This window comes from Sulfurospirillum sp. 1612, assembly GCF_036556685.1.
Classification (GTDB): Bacteria; Campylobacterota; Campylobacteria; order Campylobacterales; family Sulfurospirillaceae; genus JAADIZ01.
The window spans coordinates 586,197-603,153 of sequence record NZ_CP140614.1; the positions used below are offsets into that span (position 1 = coordinate 586,197).

The window sequence follows — 16,957 nt, forward strand, 5'->3', positions numbered from 1 at the left end:
CCTTGATGAATATCGACAAATACTTAATATTGATCAACGATAAGGATAAAACACAAGAGATTGAGAAGATTGATGTTGAAGCAAACAAAATAAAAATTAAATACACTACGAACAATAAAATCTATTTATACAATAAACACAAGGTTTCAATACTACAAGATCCTAAGCCAATTGATCCTAATGCTTATTTGATTTATTTAGGAGAGGTGTGTTTGTTTAATATTTCTAAAATATTAGATTTTAAAACTCATCTGAGAATCTTTCATGATAATGGGAAAGTTTTTACTTACAATAAAGCGAATCTACGTTTTGAAAAAAATGCTCTTATGTATGTAAATACAAAAAATACACTGCTATATTTAAAAGAATTGGCTAAAAGTATAAAAAATGAAGAGAATGATTTTTTAGATAAGCAATATGAAAAGATTGATTATATTAGCGAAGATAGTATCTTTGCAAAATATTTACGACGTGAACCTATCCAAAAAAATAATTTTAATCGGGTAAAAATATTTCCATTTGGATTGAATTTGAGTCAAGAGATGGCGGTAAATCAGGCATTGACGAACCAAATGAGCATTATCGAGGGACCACCAGGCACAGGAAAAACTCAAACTATTTTGAATATCATTGCAAATTTAATGATGAATAATAACACAGTTGCTGTTGTTTCCAACAATAACGCAGCCATTCAAAATATTTTTGATAAGTTAGATGCCAAAGATTTATCTTTTTTTACGGCGATGCTCGGCAATAAAGATAATCAAGAAGCTTTTTTTCTAAATCAAAATGAAGATTATCCTAAAATGCAAAATATTTCTAAAACAGATTTCGTTCTTGAGCAAAAAAAGCTTGAAGAGGATATCGAACATATAAAAACTTTATTACATGCTCACAATCAGCTTGCAAAACTCTCGCAAGAATTAGATTCTCTGCTAATAGAACAAAAATATTTTATGAGATTGTATACCCTCAAAGCTATTAGTATTGATGATGAGCAGTATTTTCTAAATTACACTTTAGAAGAGATAATATCATTCTGGGCTGACTTGGAAGATTTGCAAAGTCAAAACAAAACAGTCAATCTTTTTTTTAAAATCAAGGCTATATGGAAATATAGACTATTTCATTTTTCTATTTATTCGCATCCTATAGATGATATTATTATATTTTTACAAAAATGTTTTTATATTATTAGAGCAAGGACGTTAAACAAGGAGATTTTAGAATTAAAAAACCTTTTGAAGAATTCTAACTTTGAAGCGCTACTCGAACAACATAGAACGAAATCAATGGCATTATTTAAGTCATATTTATCGAAAAGATATGATTATAAAATGAAAAGAACAAGATTTGATAGTGATATTTTGTGGAAAGATTTCAATAGCTTTATCAAAGAATATCCCGTGATTTTAAGTACGACACATTCTTTGAAAAATTGTACAGGAAAAAATTTTTTATACGATTATCTGATTATAGATGAAGCGTCACAGGTTGATATTGTTGCCGGTGGACTTGCCTTGTCTTGTGCCCGAAATGTTGTTGTTGTTGGTGATTTAAAGCAACTGCCTCATATCATACCTCGTGAATTAAAAAATCAGATTGACAGTATTTTTGATCATTATTCTTTAAATCCCTCCTATCATTACGCAAACAATTTACTTTTATCTGTTTCAAAATTATTTAATGAAGTGCCAAGAACATTGTTAAAAGAGCACTATAGGTGCCATCCAAAAATTATAGATTTTTGTAATAAGAAATTTTATAATAACGAGTTAATTATCCTAACAAAAGATACAAAGAAGACGTCTTCGCCTCTGATTTTATATAATACAGCAGAGGGAAATCATGCGAGGGGAAAATATAATCAGCGTCAAATTGATATTATTAAAAACGAAATATTAACACGTTTACATGTTGATAGTTTGGGAATTATTTCGCCTTTTCGCAAGCAAATCGATAAATTATGCGAAGAAATTAATCAAAACGCAAATATCGAAATTGATACAGTGCACAAATACCAAGGAAGAGAAAAAGATGTGATTATTATCACAACAGTTGTTGATCAGGAAAACGAGTTTGCCGATGATCCAAATTTGCTAAATGTAGCTATTTCAAGAGCGAAAGATCAACTTTATGTTGTCATATCTGATGATCAAAAAAATAAAAATATGAAAGATTTGGTTTCTTATATAAAATATAATAATTTTGAGATCAAACAAAGTAAAATTTACTCTATATTTGATCTACTATATCAGAGTTATGCTCCCGTTTTGACAAAGTATCGCTCTAAAATAAAAAATATTTCTAAATACAAATCAGAAAATTTGATGAATATTATAATCGAAAATATATTGAATAATGAGCATTATAATTATTTGGACAAAGTTCTTAATTTCCCGTTGAATCATTTAATCCAAGATACCAGTATCTTAAATGAAAAGGAATTGAAATTTGTACAAAATCCTTTAACTCATATAGATTTTTTGATATATAATAAAATCTGCAAAGAAGCTGTACTGGCGGTCGAAGTAGATGGCGTTGCTTTTCATGAAAATAATCCCATCCAGTTAGAAAGGGATAAATTAAAAGATCTCATTTTAGAAAAATATAATATTCCAATGATACGATTTGCCACCAATGGCAGTGAAGAGGAAAAAAAATTACTTCGCAAGTTACAAGAGATAAATGCTTAAGGCAAAAGGGGATCTCCCCTTTTTATAATCTTATCTTTTGGCTTTTTTCTCTTTTCTTTTTTTCATGGTTGCTTTTCTTGCAGCGTTTCTGTCGTTTGCCTTTTTCTTTCTCATGCCTGCGACATTGTTGGCTGTTTTACTTCTTTTTTCAGTACTTCGTTCGATTTTGCCTTGGATGGTGTTTTTTCTGGCTTCTTTTTCTACCCAATCTTTGGGCTCATAACCTTCAAAAAATTCGACTTTTAGTCCATATTTGAGGAGGCGCTCAATATTTTTCAAAACACTTTTTTCCTCTTTGCAAACCAAAGAGATAGCCTCGCCCTCATTGCCCGCTCGACCGGTTCTACCGATTCGATGGATGTAATCTTCTGCCTCTCCTGGGAGCTCATAATTGATGACATGAGGGAGCTCTTCGATATCCAAACCTCGAGAAGCGATATCGGTGGCGACGAGGACACGAATGGTTCCGGCTTTGAAATCTTTGAGTGCTTTGGTGCGCTTGGTGTGCGCCTTGTCCCCATGCAAAATCAGTGTTTTTAAGCCACTTTTCTCAAGGTATTCTCCTACTTCATCAGCACTTTTTTTCGTTTTTGTGAAAACCAACACTTGATGCCAATTTCGAGAACCTATCATGTAAGATAACAATGCAGCTTTTTTATCTTGGTCACATATATAAATCGTTTGTTTTACTTTTCTTGCCAAATCGCCTTGATTGTTGATTTCCACTTTGATTGGCTTATTCAAGGCAAGTTCTGAGAATCTTTTCACTGCTTTGCTCAGTTCCACGGAAAAAAGCAAGGTTTGGCGTTTTTTAGGAATCATGCCAGAGAGCGTCTTGATCTCTTCCCAAAATCCCATATCTAAAATTCTATCAGCTTCATCATAGACGAGGGTTTCTACTTTTGAAAGATTGAGATTTCCCTGTTCGATATGTTCTAGTAAACGCCCCGGTGTTGCCACCAAGATATCGATGCCACGAGCGAGTTTTCTGATTTGTGGTGCAAATTTGACGCCACCAAAAATTGCGCAACTCTCTAGGGCAAGATTTTTGCCATAAACCTCAATACTGTCTCCCACTTGTGCCGCCAACTCTCTCGTGGGTACTAAGATGAGGACTTTGATGGCTCTTTTTGTTTTTTCTTTGGTCTGTTTTTTGGATAGTAATTGCAAAATAGGGAGTGCGTATGCGGCGGTTTTGCCCGTCCCTGTTTGTGCTGTGGCCATCACATCTTTTCCCTCTAAGACCAAAGGGATTACTTTTTTTTGTACTGGTGTTGGTTTTGTATAGCCTAATTCACCGATAGTGGTGAGCAATTGCGGCACTAAGCCTAGTTTTTCAAACGACATCAATATTTCCTTATTTTTTTGTATTGTATCTAAAAAATTATATAAGGAGTGAGAATTGAAATGATAGAATCTAAACGCATTCACCTTTAAAATATATTTTGAGTAAAAATGGCGGCACAATCGTCGTGATAATGATGACAAATATAAGCATCGCATAGATCTCATTAGGGAGTATCCCACTGACCCTTCCCATCTCCGCAAAGATGAGACCGACTTCACCTCTTGGTATCATCGATATACCGATTAGCGCATTATTCTTTGCACATTTTTGTATGATGAAAAAAGCACCTAGAAATTTTGAAATAAATGCAATCGAGATAAATGAGAGTCCCATAATCCAAAAGGAGGTGGAAGTAAAATCTATAACTCTGAGATTGACAGATAGACCCACCATCACAAAAAATATTGGTGTGAAGATTTGAATGATTGGTTTCATGTTTTTCTTCACATCCTCAAGCAGCAATTCATTCGCTCCCAAAAATGAGCCAAAAGGCAAGAAAAACCGGCGAGAAAGTGCGATTCCGGCTGCAAAAGAACCTAAGATTGCCGGTGCTCCGACTAAATGTGACAGATACGACAATAGCAATATCAGTGAGATGATAATCGTAGGAATATATCCAGGGACCAGTTCTTTTCCATGAAATTTATGTATCAAAAAGGAGAGTGCTTTAGCAAAGATTGGCGCTAGGATTAAAAACATGAGTATCATGCCCGCCACGGAGATGGTGTGACTAAAATCTGCTTGACGAGAGATTGAAAAGTCATAAATAAAGACCAATAAAATAATTCCAATAATATCATCGATTACCGCAGCTCCGATGACGATTTGTGCGATATTTGTCTTTTCCATGTGGATGTCTCTTAGTACGCGTAGCGTGATTCCAATACTCGTCGCGGTGAGAGTTCCCCCGATAAACAAAGCGATGTCAAATGATAATCCAAAAAGATAAAAAGCAGTCAAAATTCCAAAACAAAAAGGCAAGATAACACCCAGTACCGCGACGATTAATGAGCGCATCCCCGCATGTTTTAATCGTGTAAAATCTGTTTCGATTCCGACTTCAAATAGAAGCAAGATGATGCCGATTTCTGCTAATATTTTCAATATTTCATTGGGTTGTACGATGCCCAAAATAGACGACCCGAGAAATATCCCGGCAAAAAGCTCACCAAGAACAGAAGGCACACCAAGCCTAGCAAAGAGTTCACCAAAAATTCTAGCTACTATCAAAATCAAGAAAAGGGTTAAGAAAAAATTATGTGCTTCCATGCCATATTATACTATTTTTTAGCCAAAGAATCGTCTCATGATACAAGATTTGCACACGATCTTTTGTTTTTATGAATAAGGGTGTTACGAAGGGTGAAGGCGTTCATGGTTTTAGGCACACTGTGCTATAATACTCTGATATAGTGAGACTCTTGTCTGTTATAATACTCCACAAAGGAACCCATCAAATGTTTGAATTCACCAATCAATCAACCCCTGCAATACTACATCATACACCCCTGGTCATCGCTACTATTGATGTGAAAAGAAGCCAAATATGAATAAAAAGCTTATCTTCTTTATTCTCATCATCATAATAGTAGCATTGGCATTTCCGGCGTATGAAAATCAGCGCGTCGAGCAGATTATCGCACAAAAAAAGGCCGTGCTCCATGCGGAAGGGATTGATTTGAGTATTGAACCTAAAGAAGGCTATTTTGTCAGTATCAGAAAATTCAACCTGACCCTTCAAAAGGGAGAAGTCATAGCGTTGATGCTGAAAGAAAATTTAGTGAGATTCTACCCTTTGTATAAAGATTCAATAGAAGCTTATTTTAAAAAGAATCAAACAACGATTGCCCAGAGCTTAGAAGGTATGCGATTTTCAGGTTTTATTACTGTGGATAATTTGATGCTAAATAAGCCAAAATTACGGATAGTGCTGAAAGAATTACCAACAATTTTGATGCAAGATATCAAAAATGACCCCTCAGCTTCTTCTATTGTATTGCCTTGGTTAGACCATGGTCTCATCGCATTTAAAGTTGTTTTCAACCAAGATGGTTCACTTGAGCACATTGCGATGCGAAATTTTGATGAAAAATTCACATCAGGCATAAAAAAAGAAGCAAATCATATCCAACTGCTAGGAAATCAACTCATGGTTTTAGATAAAAATAGTGGTGAATTTCAGATGCAAAAGGCATCAATAGAAAGCAAAAATAGAGCACAAAAACAAACCGTGTTGATGCAACTCAAAGATTTAAAATATCAATTTCAATATGATGATATGCTCCATGAATCTTCCAATCTCAATATCGGTGATTTTGTCATTAACCTCAATGACACACAAAAAAGCACCAAATTTTCAATAAATAATTTTACCGTTAATAGTCATAGTGATTCAGACAAAGAGAAGACAAATTTTATGGCAGAGTACAAGATTGGCGCGATGAACTTTTTGGGATACCAACAGCTTCTTAAACTACACCAATTAAATCTCAAAGTGACGTTTAGTGGTCTCAATACGCCTGCAGTAAAATCATTTATCCGCACATATGGACATAAAATAACCCAGCAACCACCCAATCAAATGTTTTTACAAAATGATGTGATGGCAATAATAAACCAGGGATTTAATCTAAAAGTAGATGGCGGTATCAACGAGACTCAGTATGCAATTTTTGCGCTAAAAGCTTTTGATTTTTCAATCAATCTAAAAGTCGCTCCAAACACGCTCAATAGCAATTCTCAACCTGAGGAATTTGAGCAATTTATATCGATTAGCTCAGATATCATGATAACACAAAATGATATCGATCAACTCTCTGTCATCAATCCAAAGTTAGTAGAAGAACTCAAAAAATATGCCAAAAAAGATGGGGATCATCTCTTGTTTCATATCGTATTGGATAAATCAAAAATTTCCATCAACGATAAAGAGTTATAACTAAAATCACATAGGGGCACGATTCTTGCCTCTATGCTTTGGATGGACAAGAACGGCGAGAGAGAAATCTAGATTTTAAAAATGCCAGTGGTATATTTTATAATAGTATCATGATAGATTGTACGCTTGCAAAAGAAAATTCTAGATTTTGCAATTGAGAGTATTTATGGTACCGGGAAGAATGTTAGAAATGGTGTTGATGGCTATTGTAAAATAATATAAAACAGTACCATGAAGTAGTGCGAGATACTGCCTGCGAGTACAAAAAAGTGCCAGATTGTATGGAAAAAATGTTTTTCATCCTTGACATAAAAAATGATACCAAAGGTATAAAACAATCCCCCTAAGAGCATCAGTAGTAATCCGCCTATTGGCATCGCATGGACAATAGGATTGACCGCTACGATAATCAACCATCCCATGATAACATACAAAATCAACGAAAGCATTTCAAATCGTCTAGGATAGAGAAATTTTAACGCCACACCAAAGGCCGCAATCGCCCAATTGATACCAAAAAGGCTCCAGCCCCAAGGTCCGTGAAGCGTGATAAGTGTGATGGGCGTATAGGTTCCTGCAATCAAAAAGTAGATAGAAGCGTGGTCAAAGATTTGTAAAATTTTCTTTACCTTTCTTTTCCTGGCCGCATGATAAAAGGTAGAAGAACCATACATGATAATCAAAGTCGCACCATATATCGCCGATGCAGTGATGCCAGTCGCATTGGAATGATAGGCCGCTATGATGACCAATATGACTAAGCCTGCGATACTAAATAACAGACCAATGCCATGGCTTATGGCATGCCAAATCTCTTCTGTGATAGAAAAATTATTGATATTTGTCTCAAAAAAGGTTTGGTCTTTTTTTAAAGAAAGATAATCCCGTCGATTCCGTTTAGTGCGCAAAATTCTATATCCTCTTCACTGTTTCCGATGAGTAAAATCTTGGCATCATACATATAATCATCGGCTATTTGTTGTGCTATGGTTGAAAAACCTTTACTCACCAAAAGAAAAGATGCCTGCGATGCAGCCGCCAAAACCAACTCGACTATTGTCGTCACTTGGATGGCAAAGGTGAGCTGTTGGTCTTTGGCGTAGGTGATGATTGTTTTGTCAAAATCACTTAAAATGATGGAGTTTGGTGGTGTGTTTTTGATCTCATCTATAGAAGTCACTTTATAAAACTGTTGATTTTCGATGAAAGAGTGGTGAAATATTAGCATTATTTGAGACCGGCACACTCTTTAGAACAGTAAAATTTACCATCTTTGATGATGGCATCTTTTTCACTGACAAAAACCGAACACTTTGCACATTCTATCATGGTGTCCCCATCTATTTTTTTCTTTTTATCATTTTTTGGAGGGACAGATTTTGTCCTTGATGCTTTAAAAAACACTATATATATAAACCATGCAATTGCTGCAAAGAGTAACCATTTCATAATCATTTAAAAGTTCCTTCGGTTTTCATGAGGAGGTAATTTCGATTACCATTTTCATAAATCCTATAATTTTCAAGATTTTTAATCTCGTCTTGGACACGCGTCCCTTTGTAAAATAGCAGGGTGGTTTTGGCTGAGATAAAGTTTTGGCAGAGTTTCAAAAGCATCTCTGTTTTTGTGACGGCTCGTGAACAAACCAAATCTGCCTCAAAAGGCGCAACCGCTTCAACGCGTTGTGAAATTATATCAACATTTTTTAAATATAACGAAGTTTTGGCCAGATGTAAAAAAGCACTCTTCTTTTTGATGGGTTCAAAAAGAGTAAAATGAATCTGCGGTAATGCCATCGCCAAGATGAGTCCAGGAAACCCAGCGCCGCTTCCCACGTCGATAGCCTGTTCGATATGAGGTGGCAAAAAAGGTATCGGATAGATACTGTCTTCGATATTAAAACGGATACTATCGGAGTCTTTGGCTCCGGTGATATTGTGTATTTTATTGTAGCTTAAGATGAGTTTTGTGAAATTTTCACATTTTTTCGTAAAATCATCGGCTATTTCATAGTTGTTTTTTGTTGCGCTCATGATAAAATTATAACCGATGTTTGATTGATTTAAACTTTATATTGTTTAAGATCTTCACAGCATAAAGTGTCATCACCGTACCAATGATGATAGAGATACCGATATGCTCATGTAGAAAAATTGCACTGAGCAATATGGCAGAAAAAGGCACTAAGAATATAAATGAGCTCACATTACCCGCACCCAATCGCTCAATTCCCAGAAAATATACGGTATTGGCGAAGGTGGAGGCGACAATTGAGATGACCAGCATATTAATCCAAAAAATCGTATCAAATCCACTGTAATGAATAGCATGAAAATCAACAAAAAATATACCATCGAGTACGACTGTAATCACATAAATATAAAAGCTAAAGACAATAGGTGAAATCTTTCTTGATTTGGAACTGATGATGGTAAAAATAGGCCATAAAATTGATGCAAATAAGAAATAAAGGTTTTGAATCACCAAGATGTCTTTGAGGTGTGAATCCCAGATATCCAACATCGTCAAAACTCCGATTGCTCCCAAAGATAAGGCAAAGTAATCTTTTTTCTTGGCATCTCTTGAGCCAAATATAGCTAAAATCACAAAGGTGTTGATTGGAATCATCGATGTGACAAGCGCCCCACCGAGTGCCGCGGTTCCAAATTTGGTCCCCAAGAAAAAGTACTTCATATAAGCGATAAATGCTATCGAAGCGAAGAGTGCTAGCATGAATGTTTTGAGATCAATTTTCAGAGATTTTTTGAGTATCATGATGACGGGAAGCAGCGTGATAGCGGTGATTCCAAAGCGTATAAATATCATATCAAATTCATCGATATAGGAACTGAGAACTTTGACATTAACCCATGATGCACCCCAGCTGAACATGGCGAAGAACAGCATGATATAAAATATATTTTTGTCTCTTTGTTCCATTAAGGTTCCTTAAAAATTAGAATTTGAGCTAGCGCGCTCTTATTTGAACATAGTATGTAAATAATACGGTCTTTTAAAATAAGTGTCCCATCTCATCTTTTTTTGTTTTGAGATATTTATCATTGTATTTGTTAGATTTGATGATGATTGGGATACGTTCTGTGATTGTGACATTTTTCAGGCTGGCTATCTTTTGTGGATTATTGGTCAAGAGTCTGATAGATGTAATATTAAAATGTGCCAAAATCGTCTCCACCACCTCATAATGCCTTTGGTCGGCTGCAAATCCTAGTTGATGGTTGGCCTCTACTGTATTGAGTCCTTTATCCTGTAAGGCATAGGCATTGACTTTATTCAAAAGACCAATATCACGTCCCTCTTGTCTGAGATAGATAATCATACCGGTGTTTTCATTGATGGTGTGAAGCGCGGTGGTGAGTTGGTCGCCACAGTCACACTTCAAACTGCCGATGGTATCGCCCGTTAGACATTCACTGTGAATACGCACGATAGGGTTGTCACTCAAAGGCTCTTTGAATATGACAAGGTGCTCTTTGATACCTTCTTTGAAGGATTGAATTTTAAAATTTCCATATTTTGTGGGAAGATTGGCTACTTCTGATATCTCGATTTTCATTGTTTCTTGACCTTTTCTAATTAACTTCTATAACTCTTATAATTATTAAGCTTAATATGTTAGAATTTTTATTTTTTAGATATATGAAAATGTATTTTATCGAATAATATAAAAAAAGATGTTTAAATCAAAAATGAGTATTTAAAAAGTTTTGGGGTAGATGATGAATATTACAAATAGAGTGAGATTAAGTTTCTTGCTTATTACGGTTATTGTCATTTTTTTGGGCGCGATTAATTCGATTGTTTGGCTTCAAATCAAAGACAACCATCTCTCTCGTAAACATTTAGCGAGTCTTATTTTTATACAAGAACAGATGGATGCATTCACGAAAGATTTAATTGATTCAACAACTCTCAAAGAGATTGATGTGATCAATCAACACTATTTGGAACACAAAAAAAAGTTTGATAGAACAAAAACAATGTTTTTAGATCATCACTATTTTACTTTGAGAAAAACTTTTATTGATGAGAGCAATAATAGTATCTTGCGTCAAAATATGCAGATACTCTTTCAGAATGAAAAAAAGATTGAAACAGCATTCAATCAGCTTGTCAATTTGCATCAAAACAAGATTTATCTACGCAAAGATTTTAACAAAAGCTATCTCCAGGAAGCACAATTAAGAAAAAAGATAAAAAAAGCAGTTTTGCAAACAAAAGATTTTAAAGCGATTCAAATTTTTGGTGAGATTGCCGTGTACAGCAAAGAGACACTATATCAGAAAAAAGACCATGCCTCGCTTGATCATTGGCTCTTTTATATTGATGCCTTAAAAAAATATCAAAAATCTTCCTCTTTGAGTCAATATGAGTCGGTCGTCAAAACACTAGGTTCGAGTGCTATTAATATTGCGATGATTGATAAAAAAATTAATCGACTCTCGCATGAGATTTTTCACACTATCCATCAAAATAGAAAAGTCAATGCTTTTATGCGCACGAAGATTGAAAATATTACGATGCATTTTATTGATTCGACGAGCATATTCATCTTAGTCGTGCTTATTTTCCTTCTTTTTTTTATTGTCTTTTTTGAATATCGTACGAGTCATGTTGTCGCGTTATCAGTGGATGAGATTGAAGCAAAAGTTCAAGAGGGATTAAAAGAGATTACCAAACTGGATAAAGAGATTATCGAAACCCAAAAAGAGGTCATTTTCACGATGGGAACCATCGGGGAACAACGCAGCAAGGAGACGGGTAATCATGTCAAAAGAGTGGCGGAGTATTCCAAACTTTTTGCTAGATTTTATGGTTTGAGTGAAGAAGAGACAGAGATGATAGGTCAAGTCTCTCCGATGCATGATATTGGCAAGGTAGCAATTCCTGATTCGATTTTGAATAAACCGGGAAAATTAAGTGATGCAGAGCGCGAGATCATGAACACCCATACAACTTTGGGATATGAAATGCTAAAAGGCTCCAACAAAGCCCTGCTAAAGATGGCTGCCATCGTAGCGAAAGAACATCATGAGAAGTGGGATGGGAGTGGCTATCCTGAGAAAAAAGCGGGCGAGGAGATTCATATTTTTGGTCGTATTACCGCGATTGCTGATGTCTTTGATGCACTAGGGAGTGATCGGGTCTATAAAAAAGCATGGAAGGATGAGGATATTTTCACACTTCTCAAAGAGGAGCGAGGACGCCACTTTGAACCCAAACTGGTGGATATCTTCTTTGAGCACATGGATGAATTTCTCAAAATCCGTGATACTTTCAAAGATTGAAACCTCTCAAAGATGCCATGATTTTTCTCTGATGTTTCGCCTTGTATTCATAAGTATTAAGAATACTATGGTAAAATTTTTATAAATTTACCAAAAATGTATTTTATCTATCATATTAAAAACGTTTTCAACATCAATATTTAAGTTTTAAAATAGCTTCTTAAAGTGCGCGTGACATGTGATATAAATAACATCAATCCAATAAATTGTTGAGGATTCCATGGACATCAAAAAAATAGTCAAATTAAGTTTTCTACTGATATTAATACTCATCATATTGGTAGGAATTCTTAATTATGTCGTATTGCGCCAAATTAAAAATAATAGTTTTTCCCAAAAATATATCTCCGAATTGGTTCTGTTACAAGAGCAGATGAATCTATTGTCCAAAGATTTGATGAATACCAATGAGCTCAACAAACTGAAAACCGTACAGGTACAGTTTACACAAGCGGAGCAAAACTTTGAATCGGTCAAAAAGATTTTTCTAAATAACCCGAGCGCTCTTTTAGATGAACTATTTTTTGATATTCACAGTGACAAAAACCTAAGTCAAAAACTTCACATGCTTTTTAAAAATGAGAAAGATATAGAAAAAGCGTTTCGACAAGCCTACACCCTGCACCAAGAGAAAATCCATCTGATGAATCAGTACAAATCCGAATACCCAATAGAAATACGAATCCGACAAGAACTTGAAAACAAGGTATTGCAAACAGGGGATTATGTCTTGATTAGTGATTTTGGAAACCTTAAATATTACAGTAAAGAAGCACTCTATCAAAACAAAAGTCTCATGCCTTTAGACCAATGGCTGATTAGAATAAACGACATCAAAAATAAAACCAATATCAAACAATTTGATGCATATATTAACATAGTCAAATCACTACGTTCAAAAGTCTATCGTATTCATCAAATCAACTTGAGTGAAACTAAAATATTAGAAAATATTTTTAAAATTCTTAAACAAAACAATCGTGTTAATGCTCAAATCCAACATCGAATAGAGACCATTTCTTCGGGGTTTATTACCTCTTCAAACTTTTTTGTACCCATACTTCTAGGTGTGGTGATTTGTTTCATTTTGTATTTGGCTTATCGTGTTAATAAAAATGTTGGCTTGTCGGTAGATGAGATTCAAAGGCGCGTTGAGATGGGATTGGATGAGATTAATAAACTGGATAAAGAGATTATCGAAACCCAAAAAGAGGTCATTTTCACGATGGGAACCATCGGGGAACAACGCAGTCGTGAGACGGGTAATCATGTCAAAAGAGTGGCGGAGTATTCCAAACTTTTTGCTAGATTTTATGGTTTGAGTGAAGAAGAGACGGAGATGATAGGTCAAGTCTCCCCGATGCATGATATTGGCAAGGTAGCAATTCCTGATTCGATTTTGAACAAACCCGGTCGTCTTGATGAACAAGAACGCACCATTATGGATACCCACGCGACGCTAGGATATGAGATGCTAAAAGGCTCCAACAAAGCCCTGCTGAAGATGGCTGCCATCGTAGCAAAAGAGCATCATGAGAAGTGGGATGGGAGTGGTTATCCTGAGAAAAAAGCGGGCGAGGAGATCCATATTTTCGGTCGTATTACCGCGATTGCTGATGTCTTTGATGCACTAGGGAGTGATCGGGTCTATAAAAAAGCATGGAAGGATGAGGATATTTTTGTGCTATTCAAACAAGAAAAAGGTCGACATTTTGAACCCAAATTGGTGGATATCTTTTTTGAGAACTTGGATGAATTTCTCCAAATCCGCAATCGTTTAAAAGATTAAAATCAAAACCCTCAAATAGTGCTATGAAGCGCTTTATATTCAATATCTTCATGGATGTTTTAAAAGTATTAAGTATATTATGGTAAAATTCCCATTTTTACAAAACTGTATTTACGCCAAGATAAGGAAACAAGATGTTTAAAAGATTTAGAAGATTACGAATGAATAAAAATTTAAGAGATTTAGTAAGAGAAAACCATCTCTCAATTGATGATTTTATTTATCCTTTATTTGTCAAAAACGGAAAAAATTTAAAAAAAGAGATTGATTCAATGCCCGGAGTTTATCAAATGAGTATTGATGAAGTCCTCAAAGAGTGTGAGGTGTTGAAATCCTTGGGTATTTACTCTATTGTTTTATTTGGAATCCCTGATGTCAAAGATAGTATTGGAAGTGATGCTTTGTGTGAACACGGAATCATCGCCTCGGCGATCAAAGCGATCAAAGAAGCCCATCCTGATATGTTTGTCGTGAGTGATTTGTGCTTTTGTGAGTTTACCGACCACGGACATTGTGGGATTTTGGATATGGAACACGAAACGGTTGATAATGACGCAACCTTAGAAATTTTACAAGAACAAGCACTCGTCCATGCGCGCGCCGGTGTCGATATGATAGCCCCAAGCGGTATGATGGATGGCATGATTGAAGCACTCAGAATGGCTCTTGACAATGAAGGATATATCAATCTTCCGATTATGAGTTATTCTACAAAATTTGCCAGTGCCTATTATGGTCCATTCCGTGATGTAGCAGAATCAGCGCCGAGTTTCGGAGATCGTAGAAGTTATCAAATGGATCCAGCCAATCGCAGAGAAGCGGTGGCAGAGTCGATTGAAGATGAAGCACAAGGTGCCGATATTTTGATGGTAAAACCCGCTTTAGCGTATTTGGATATTATCCGTGATGTGCGAGATAATACTAGCTTACCATTGGCCGTTTACAATGTCAGTGGCGAGTATGCGATGCTGAAAGCTGCCGCAAAAGCCGGTGTGATTGATTACGAACGTGTCATGATGGAGACGATGCTAGCTTTCAAACGTGCGGGAGCCGATATTATTATTAGTTATCATGCTAAAGAAGTTGCAGCAATTTTAGGGAGGAAAGACTCATGAGACATTTTCTATCATTATATGATTTTACAAAAGAAGAGATACTAGAGATTATGGAGCTTGGCATCAAAATCAAACGCGAAGCCAAAGTGAAAAATTATATCCCTTATCTTCAACACCAATCCCTTGGGATGCTTTTTGAAAAAAGCAGCACACGAACACGGGTAAGTTTTGAAGTCGGCATTCACCAACTCGGAGGACAAGGTCTATTTTTATCCTCAAATGACTTACAACTTGGTCGAGGAGAGCCGATGAAAGACTCCGCTCGCGTCATTAGCCGTATGGTTGATATGGTGATGATACGCACCTATTCGCAAAAGATTTTGGATGAATTTGCGGCCTATTCCAAAGTGCCCATCATCAATGGATTGACCGATAAATACCATCCCGTACAACTTTTAGCTGATTATTTGACGATGATTGAATATGGTAAAGACAAAAATCCAATCGTCGCTTATGTCGGTGATGGTAATAACATGACACACTCATGGATGATGTTAGCTGGTAAATTGGGATTTGAACTCAGAATCGCCACACCAAAGGGGTATGAACCTCTCGAAGAGATTAAAAATGATGCCAAAGAATTGTGTGCGAAAAGCGGCGGTAAAGTGAGCTATCATCTAGATCCAAAAGAAGCAGTCAAAGGTGCCGATATCGTGACAACAGATACATGGGTGTCGATGGGGCAAGAGTCGGAAAAAGAGAAAAAAATGCGAGATTTCAAAGGCTTTATCGTGGATATGGATTTGATGTCTTTAGCCAAAGATGATGCGATATTTTTGCATTGTTTGCCGGCGTATCGAGGATATGAAGTCAGTGAAGAGGTATTTGAAAAATACGCAGATGTGATTTTTGATGAAGCAGAAAACCGACTGCATGCTCAAAAAGGTTTAATGGTTTGGCTAGACAAAGAGCGATAAATATACTATACTAAAAATATAGTAATAAAGAAAATCTCTCGATAAGGTCGAAGCACAAGTTCGAGGAATTTTGTTGGATTTGATTCAGCAAAAAGGAGATAGATCAAATAACTCTCGACAAGGTCGAAGCACGAGTTCGAGGAATTTTTGTTGGACTTGATTCAGCAAAAAGGAGATAAATCAAATAACTCTCGACAAGGTCGAAGCACGAGTTCGAGGAATTTTGTTGGATTTGTTCAACAAAAAGGAGATAAATCAAATAACTCTCGACAAGGTCGAAGCTTTAGTGAGAGGAATTTTTGTTGGACTTGTTCAACAAAAAGGAGATATTAATATGAAACAACAAGTAAATATATTTGATAAGATAGAAGATATAGAAGAGTATATTGGCGATAAAAATAGAAAATATGAAACGGTGATAGAGATTGCAAAGACTGATGATCCCAGTGTCAAGACATTGAGTCTTAAAAGTGGCAGTTGGGATGGAAAAGAGCCGTGGTTTATCATCGACGAAGACCAAAAATTACATACGATGATCTCTATCGATTCGATTCATAAACTGATTGATAATTTTAAGCAATTACAACAAGACAATTTTGATTTGAAACTGGAAAAGACGATTTTGCAACATGTTCCGATTGATTTTCAAGATGTTTGGACTGTGGCGATGGATGAGATTAAAAAAATGGCGATTAAAAATAGCAAAGCAAAGAGTCTAAATATTGATTTGGAAAAATTGCTACGAAAGATCAAACGAGAGCATCCGAATTTGTTCTTGAATCTCAAAGATTTATTCATGGGACAAGATATGTCCACCAATGCATAACTAACTGATAATAAGGTTT

General features: G+C 35.7%; 15 protein-coding genes. 7 read left to right on the top strand and 8 right to left on the bottom strand.

Annotated features, from left to right (window positions below; all coding sequences use genetic code 11):
- The first annotated feature begins 5 nt into the window (after positions 1-5).
- A complete protein-coding gene (locus SFB89_RS02975) occupies positions 6-2,696 on the top strand; it encodes an AAA domain-containing protein (protein ID WP_331775459.1) in 2,691 nt (896 codons plus the stop codon).
- A gap of 30 nt (positions 2,697-2,726) precedes the next feature.
- Here SFB89_RS02975 and SFB89_RS02980 read toward each other — a convergent pair whose 3' ends face one another.
- Complete coding sequence (locus tag SFB89_RS02980; protein ID WP_331775460.1) at positions 2,727-4,043, bottom strand: DEAD/DEAH box helicase; 1,317 nt, start codon at positions 4,041-4,043, stop codon at positions 2,727-2,729.
- A gap of 70 nt (positions 4,044-4,113) precedes the next feature.
- Positions 4,114-5,313 (bottom strand): cation:proton antiporter, encoded by a 1,200-nt coding sequence (locus SFB89_RS02985; protein WP_331775461.1) that lies wholly within the window; start codon positions 5,311-5,313, stop codon positions 4,114-4,116.
- A gap of 277 nt (positions 5,314-5,590) precedes the next feature.
- Between SFB89_RS02985 and SFB89_RS02990 the strand changes: the two genes are divergently transcribed.
- Positions 5,591-6,982 (top strand): hypothetical protein, encoded by a 1,392-nt coding sequence (locus SFB89_RS02990; protein WP_331775462.1) that lies wholly within the window; start codon positions 5,591-5,593, stop codon positions 6,980-6,982.
- A 203-nt stretch (positions 6,983-7,185) separates the two neighbouring features.
- Here the strand turns inward: SFB89_RS02990 and trhA are convergent, their stop codons facing one another.
- The 6 genes from trhA to ribA form a co-directional block, all read right to left on the bottom strand.
- Complete coding sequence (trhA, locus tag SFB89_RS02995; RefSeq protein ID WP_331775463.1) at positions 7,186-7,890, bottom strand: PAQR family membrane homeostasis protein TrhA; 705 nt, start codon at positions 7,888-7,890, stop codon at positions 7,186-7,188.
- A complete protein-coding gene (locus SFB89_RS03000; protein ID WP_331775464.1) occupies positions 7,851-8,210 on the bottom strand; it encodes a hypothetical protein in 360 nt (119 codons plus the stop codon). Before SFB89_RS03000 ends, trhA begins: the two co-directional genes overlap by 40 nt.
- The gene (locus tag SFB89_RS03005; RefSeq protein WP_331775465.1) at positions 8,210-8,437 is read right to left on the bottom strand and encodes a PP0621 family protein; all 228 of its coding nucleotides are present in this window, start codon (positions 8,435-8,437) and stop codon (positions 8,210-8,212) included. Before SFB89_RS03005 ends, SFB89_RS03000 begins: the two co-directional genes overlap by 1 nt.
- Entirely contained in the window at positions 8,434-9,015 is a 582-nt protein-coding gene (gene rsmG / locus SFB89_RS03010) for a 16S rRNA (guanine(527)-N(7))-methyltransferase RsmG (protein ID WP_331775466.1), read from the bottom strand. Before rsmG ends, SFB89_RS03005 begins: the two co-directional genes overlap by 4 nt.
- Before the next feature lie 7 nt (positions 9,016-9,022).
- On the bottom strand, positions 9,023-9,922 hold the full coding sequence (locus tag SFB89_RS03015; RefSeq protein ID WP_331775467.1) for a DMT family transporter: 900 nt from the start codon (positions 9,920-9,922) through the stop codon (positions 9,023-9,025).
- Between the two features lie 73 nt (positions 9,923-9,995).
- Positions 9,996-10,559, bottom strand: coding sequence for a GTP cyclohydrolase II (ribA, locus tag SFB89_RS03020; protein ID WP_331775468.1), 564 nt, complete (start codon positions 10,557-10,559; stop codon positions 9,996-9,998).
- 163 nt (positions 10,560-10,722) lie between these two features.
- Here ribA and SFB89_RS03025 point away from each other — a divergent pair, with 163 nt between their 5' ends.
- From SFB89_RS03025 to SFB89_RS03045, 5 genes are all read left to right on the top strand, one after another.
- Positions 10,723-12,291 carry an HD-GYP domain-containing protein gene (locus SFB89_RS03025; protein ID WP_331775469.1) on the top strand — a complete coding sequence of 523 codons (1,569 nt, stop codon included), beginning with the start codon at positions 10,723-10,725 and terminating at the stop codon, positions 12,289-12,291.
- A gap of 220 nt (positions 12,292-12,511) precedes the next feature.
- Positions 12,512-14,080, top strand: coding sequence for an HD-GYP domain-containing protein (locus tag SFB89_RS03030; RefSeq protein ID WP_331775470.1), 1,569 nt, complete (start codon positions 12,512-12,514; stop codon positions 14,078-14,080).
- Positions 14,081-14,214: 134 nt separating this feature from the next.
- The gene (gene hemB / locus SFB89_RS03035) at positions 14,215-15,195 is read left to right on the top strand and encodes a porphobilinogen synthase (protein ID WP_331775471.1); all 981 of its coding nucleotides are present in this window, start codon (positions 14,215-14,217) and stop codon (positions 15,193-15,195) included.
- Positions 15,192-16,112: an ornithine carbamoyltransferase gene (gene argF, locus SFB89_RS03040; RefSeq protein ID WP_331775472.1), complete on the top strand. Its 921-nt coding sequence runs from the start codon at positions 15,192-15,194 to the stop codon at positions 16,110-16,112. The genes hemB and argF overlap by 4 nt, the downstream gene beginning before the upstream one ends.
- Positions 16,113-16,446: 334 nt before the next feature.
- Positions 16,447-16,938 carry a DUF2603 domain-containing protein gene (locus SFB89_RS03045; protein ID WP_331775473.1) on the top strand — a complete coding sequence of 164 codons (492 nt, stop codon included), beginning with the start codon at positions 16,447-16,449 and terminating at the stop codon, positions 16,936-16,938.
- The last annotated feature ends 19 nt before the right edge of the window (positions 16,939-16,957 follow it).

What these genes read in the sequence shown, in the direction of transcription:
- SFB89_RS02975 (WP_331775459.1), top strand. Translation starts at nt 6, where the DNA reads ATGAATATCGACAAATACTTAATATTGATCAACGATAAGGATAAAACA.
- SFB89_RS02980 (WP_331775460.1), bottom strand. Translation starts at nt 4,043, where the DNA reads ATGTCGTTTGAAAAACTAGGCTTAGTGCCGCAATTGCTCACCACTATC.
- SFB89_RS02985 (WP_331775461.1), bottom strand. Translation starts at nt 5,313, where the DNA reads ATGGAAGCACATAATTTTTTCTTAACCCTTTTCTTGATTTTGATAGTA.
- SFB89_RS02990 (WP_331775462.1), top strand. Translation starts at nt 5,591, where the DNA reads ATGAATAAAAAGCTTATCTTCTTTATTCTCATCATCATAATAGTAGCA.
- SFB89_RS03000 (WP_331775464.1), bottom strand. Translation starts at nt 8,210, where the DNA reads ATGCTAATATTTCACCACTCTTTCATCGAAAATCAACAGTTTTATAAA.
- SFB89_RS03005 (WP_331775465.1), bottom strand. Translation starts at nt 8,437, where the DNA reads ATGATTATGAAATGGTTACTCTTTGCAGCAATTGCATGGTTTATATAT.
- rsmG (WP_331775466.1), bottom strand. Translation starts at nt 9,015, where the DNA reads ATGAGCGCAACAAAAAACAACTATGAAATAGCCGATGATTTTACGAAA.
- SFB89_RS03015 (WP_331775467.1), bottom strand. Translation starts at nt 9,922, where the DNA reads ATGGAACAAAGAGACAAAAATATATTTTATATCATGCTGTTCTTCGCC.
- ribA (WP_331775468.1), bottom strand. Translation starts at nt 10,559, where the DNA reads ATGAAAATCGAGATATCAGAAGTAGCCAATCTTCCCACAAAATATGGA.
- SFB89_RS03025 (WP_331775469.1), top strand. Translation starts at nt 10,723, where the DNA reads ATGAATATTACAAATAGAGTGAGATTAAGTTTCTTGCTTATTACGGTT.
- SFB89_RS03030 (WP_331775470.1), top strand. Translation starts at nt 12,512, where the DNA reads ATGGACATCAAAAAAATAGTCAAATTAAGTTTTCTACTGATATTAATA.
- hemB (WP_331775471.1), top strand. Translation starts at nt 14,215, where the DNA reads ATGTTTAAAAGATTTAGAAGATTACGAATGAATAAAAATTTAAGAGAT.
- argF (WP_331775472.1), top strand. Translation starts at nt 15,192, where the DNA reads ATGAGACATTTTCTATCATTATATGATTTTACAAAAGAAGAGATACTA.
- SFB89_RS03045 (WP_331775473.1), top strand. Translation starts at nt 16,447, where the DNA reads ATGAAACAACAAGTAAATATATTTGATAAGATAGAAGATATAGAAGAG.